At 62.6% G+C, this 4,151-nt stretch carries 5 protein-coding genes and 1 pseudogene; 5 read left to right on the top strand and 1 reads right to left on the bottom strand.

What is annotated here, in order from left to right:
• Both ABYW26_RS11455 and ABYW26_RS11450 read left to right on the top strand, forming a co-directional pair.
• A pseudogene (locus ABYW26_RS11455) lies at positions 1-314 on the top strand (hypothetical protein); the annotation flags it as partial.
• A 40-nt stretch (positions 315-354) separates the two neighbouring features.
• The gene (locus ABYW26_RS11450) at positions 355-1,149 is read left to right on the top strand and encodes an IclR family transcriptional regulator (RefSeq protein ID WP_372605012.1); all 795 of its coding nucleotides are present in this window, start codon (positions 355-357) and stop codon (positions 1,147-1,149) included.
• On the opposite strand, the gene ABYW26_RS11445 is transcribed toward ABYW26_RS11450, so the two are convergent.
• The gene (locus ABYW26_RS11445; RefSeq protein WP_372605010.1) at positions 1,128-2,063 is read right to left on the bottom strand and encodes a LysR family transcriptional regulator; all 936 of its coding nucleotides are present in this window, start codon (positions 2,061-2,063) and stop codon (positions 1,128-1,130) included. The genes ABYW26_RS11450 and ABYW26_RS11445 overlap by 22 nt on opposite strands.
• Before the next feature lie 5 nt (positions 2,064-2,068).
• On the opposite strand from ABYW26_RS11445, the gene ABYW26_RS11440 reads away from it, so the two are divergent.
• The 3 genes from ABYW26_RS11440 to ABYW26_RS11430 form a co-directional block, all read left to right on the top strand.
• The gene (locus tag ABYW26_RS11440) at positions 2,069-2,821 is read left to right on the top strand and encodes an NADPH-dependent F420 reductase (RefSeq protein WP_372605009.1); all 753 of its coding nucleotides are present in this window, start codon (positions 2,069-2,071) and stop codon (positions 2,819-2,821) included.
• A gap of 19 nt (positions 2,822-2,840) precedes the next feature.
• Positions 2,841-3,248: a DoxX family protein gene (locus tag ABYW26_RS11435; RefSeq protein ID WP_372605008.1), complete on the top strand. Its 408-nt coding sequence runs from the start codon at positions 2,841-2,843 to the stop codon at positions 3,246-3,248.
• Between the two features lie 58 nt (positions 3,249-3,306).
• A partial coding sequence (locus tag ABYW26_RS11430) for a glutathione S-transferase family protein (RefSeq protein ID WP_372605007.1) occupies positions 3,307-4,151 on the top strand: 845 nt, incomplete at its 3' end.

Here is a 4,151-nt window from a genome sequence, read left to right as displayed (position 1 = left end):
GACCGCGCGACATCACCAAGATGTCGCCGCATCACCATGACGATTTCGAACAGGGCTCGCTGGCACTGAGCGGCAGTTTTGCCCATCACCTGCGTTGGCCGTGGACCACGGACATGAATGAATGGCGCGACGACCTGCAACTGGACTGCGATGCGCCGTCGTTGGTAGTGATTCCGCCGCCGGCGATCCATACCTCGCGCGGGACCGGTCCGGGCAACAACCAGCTGATCGATATCTTTTCGCCGCCGCGCATGGATTTCTCGCAAACGGACGGCTGGGTTCTGAACGCCGGGGACTATCCCATGCCGGGCTAAGCGATTATGACGGGTTGAACCAAGGAAAGGGCGGGCAAACGTGGCAAAGGCGGGCACAACAGAACCCAAGGGCGGCAATGTCCGGTCGGTCGAATTCGCGCTTGGGATTCTCGAAGTGGTCGCCCGTTGCGACAGCTCGGTCGGGGTGACCGAACTGGCCCGCACCTTTGACACCACCAAAAGCCGCATCCACCGACATTTGCAGACGCTGGTCGCGGCGGGCTATCTGATCCGCAACCCCGAGACCGAGCGTTACAGCATCAGCGGTCGTCTGATGGCGCTGGGTCAGGCCGTCAGCGAGAATTTCGGGCTGGTCACCGCCGCCCGTCACGTTGCCCGCGCCTTGCGGGACGAGGTCGGCCATGCGGTGTCGGTCAGCCAGCTTGAGAACGGCGCCGCCCGGGTGCTTTTGATGATCCCCAGCCGCTCGAATATCGAGATCGCGGTTAAACCGGGGTCGCTGTTGCCGCTGCATGCCAGCGCGCAGGGCAAGGTCACGCTGGCTTTTGGCGGGCCGGACCTGATGCGGGACACGCTGTCGCGCGAGCTGGAACAGACCTCGCCCTACACGATCACCAATCCGCAGGAGCTGAAGCGCGAGATCGAGCAGACCCGCCAGAACAGCTGGGCGGTGGCGCCCAATCAGGTGGTGATCGGGCTGAACGCGCTGGCGGCGCCGGTCTTTGGCGCGTTGGGAAATTTCGTCGGCACCCTCGCCATGTCGGATTCGATCCAGTTCATTACCGACCCGCCGACCGACGATCAGATCAACGCCCTGTTGCGCGCCGCGGCCGAGGTTTCGGCCAATCTGGGCTACGAGGCCCCGCGCCCCTGATCCCGATCGTTCAGATTGGCCCAACCGGGGCATTCGCGAAAGCGGCGGCTGAGGAAATCCATGAACATCCGCTGTTTGACCGGCATATGCCGGGGGTTCAGGAACACCGCCCGGATATCCAGAGCCGGAACCGCGAAATCGGCCAGCACTCGTATCAGCCGCCCGGCGGCGACATCGGCGCTGATGACGTAATCGGGGCACAGCGCCAAACCATGCCCGCCCAGCGCCAGCCGCCGGGTCGCAGTGGCGCTGTTGACCAGAAACTTGCCATCGACCGCGATGCGCTGACTTTGACCGTTCACGGTAAACGGCCACGCCTGCCCGGCCCGCATGTTGGTATCGCGGATACAGTTGAAATCGGCCAAATCGCCGGGCACTTGCGGCGTGCCGTGGCTGCGCAGAAAATCCGGCGTCGCCACGACCCACATTTCCGCCGTTGCCAGACGGCGCGAGATCATGCTGGAATCCTCCATCGCGCCAATGCGGATCGCCAGATCAAAGCCCTCTTCAGCCAGATCGACATAGCGGTCGTTCAGCCGCAGATCGATGGTCAGATCCGGGTGCAGCGCCCCGAAATCGCGCACCAGCGGCAGAACGTATAATTCGCCAAAGCTGGACGGAGCCGAAATTCGCAACGTGCCGCACAGGCCCTCGCCCTCGGTCCGCATTGAAGTTGCCAGCGCCTCGATTTCCTCGATCAGATCGGCACAGCGGGCGTAATAGCCCTGACCGGCCTCGGTCAGGCTAAGCTTGCGGGTGGTGCGGTGCAGCAGGCGCACGCCCAGACGATCCTCAAGCTGGGCCACATATTTGCTGACCAGCTTTTTCGAGATGCCCAAACGGTCGGCCGCTGCGGTGAACGAGCCGGTCTCGACCGCCGCCACAAAGGTTTTCATGCCATCGACCAGATCCATAGATTGTGAATACCACGGCGAAAATCATTCGCCAACAGGGATGTTTTTCTGACCAATCAAAAGAGGCATATCCGTCTCATCACAAGCGGCCCAACGCCGCAGGAATTTGGAGACGCAAAATGAATATCGCAATCATCGGCACAGGGAACATCGGCTCGGGCCTTGCTGTTACCCTTGGCAAAACCAAACACGGCGTTGTGCTGGCTGGCAGTGACGCAAGCTCGGGTCCGGACGCGGCGGCAAAGCTGAACGCCGAACATGGGCTGTCGCTGCAAGGCACGGACGTGGCGCAGGCGGTCAAACTGGCCGAAGTGGTCATTCTGGCCGTGCCGTTCCCGGCCATTGCCGGTCTGGCGGACACGGCGGATTTCAACGGCAAGATCGTCGTTGACGTATCGAACCCCGTGACCGAGGACTTCTCGGGTCTGGCCATCGGCCACAGCACCTCGGCCGCCGAGGAGACCGCCAAGGCCCTGAGCGGCGCCCGCGTCGTCAAGGCATTCAACACCGTCTTTGCACAGGTCTATGCCGATGGTCTGGACTTCGGCGATCGCAAACTGCCGACCTATGTCGCCTCGGATGACGAAGCCGCACGGGCAACGGTTCTCGCAATCGCCGCAGATGCCGGGTTCGACCCGGTCGATACCGGGGCGCTGGCCTCGGCCCGCCACCTTGAGCCGCTTGGCTATCTGAACATCCAATTTGGCTACATGCTGGGTCACGGCACGCAGATCGCGCCGGCGTGGCTGTCGCGTTAATCCCTGAAAGGAAACGAAAATGTTGGATCTTAAAACTGCTCCCTACGCCGCGCTTGTTCTGCGTCTTGCCACCGGCATCGCGTTTCTGGCGCATGGTCTGCTCAAGCTGATCGTCTTCACCCCCGCCGGCACCGCCGGGTTCTTTCAAAGCATCGGCCTGCCCGGCGCGCTGGCCTATCTGGTGATCGCTGCCGAACTGGCCGGTGCCGTGGCGCTGATCGCCGGTGTCTATACCCGCTGGGTGGCTTTGGGCCTGATCCCGGTCCTGCTGGGCGCGGTGTTCACCGTGCATGCCTCGGTCGGTTGGCTGTTCAGCAATCAGGGCGGCGGCTGGGAATACCCGGTGTTCTGGATCGCGGCCCTCATGGCGCTGGCCCTGCTGGGCGACGGGGCGCTGGCCCTTGGCGCGAAACTGAAACGCGCCTGACACATCTTCGCCGCGCCCCATTGGCGCGGCGACCCCTTTTTTGGACGGAGACGGAACAATGTTGATCGAAGGCAAATGGCAAAGCGACTGGCAGCCAGTGCAGGCCAAGGACAAAGACGGCCGGTTTCAGCGCCAGATCTCAAGCTTTCGCAACTGGATCACCCCCGATGGCAGTGCCGGCCCCACCGGCGAGGCCGGGTTCAAAGCCGAGGCCGGGCGCTATCGCCTGTATGTCGCGCTGATCTGTCCGTGGGCCTCGCGCACGCTGATCGCCCGCAAGCTGAAAGGCCTCGAAGACCTGATCCCCGTCACCATCGTCAACCCGTGGCTTAGCGATCAGGGATGGCGCTTTGGCGATTTTCCCGGTGCCGACACCGACCCTCTGTTCAGCTCGGACTATATGCACCAGCTCTATTCCCGTGCCGATGCCGGTTATACCGGGCGCGCCACCGTGCCGGTGTTGTGGGACATGCAGCGCAACGTCATGGTCAACAACGAAAGCGCCGACATCGTGCGGATGTTCAACAGCGGCTTTAGCGGGCTGGTTCCCGACACCGCCGATCTGTATCCCGATGCGCTGGCGGTCGAAATCGACGCGCTGAATACCCGGATGTATTCCGACCTGAACAACGGTGTTTACAAGGCCGGGTTCGCCTCGACCCAACTGGCCTATGACGAGGCCGTCACCGGCGTTTTTGCCATGCTGGACACGCTGGAGGACCGGCTGTCAGACGGTCGCGCCTATCTGTTCGGCGACACCATGACCGAGGCAGATATTCGCCTGTTCGTCACCGCCATCCGCTTTGACGCGGCCTATCATGGCCTGTTCAAGACCAACCTGAAACGCTATCAGGACTACCCCAATCTTTACGCCCATATGCTGCGCATGCTGGCGGTGCCGGG

Source organism: Actibacterium sp. (assembly GCF_041584535.1).
GTDB lineage: Bacteria > Pseudomonadota > Alphaproteobacteria > Rhodobacterales > Rhodobacteraceae > Actibacterium_D.
The sequence above is the reverse complement of the archived record's forward strand: the minus strand, read 5'-3'. Positions and strand labels throughout refer to the sequence as shown.

Excerpts from the sequence above, each read along its gene's own strand:
- ABYW26_RS11445 (WP_372605010.1), bottom strand. The coding sequence starts at position 2,063 with ATGGATCTGGTCGATGGCATGAAAACCTTTGTGGCGGCGGTCGAGACC.
- ABYW26_RS11435 (WP_372605008.1), top strand. The coding sequence starts at position 2,841 with ATGTTGGATCTTAAAACTGCTCCCTACGCCGCGCTTGTTCTGCGTCTT.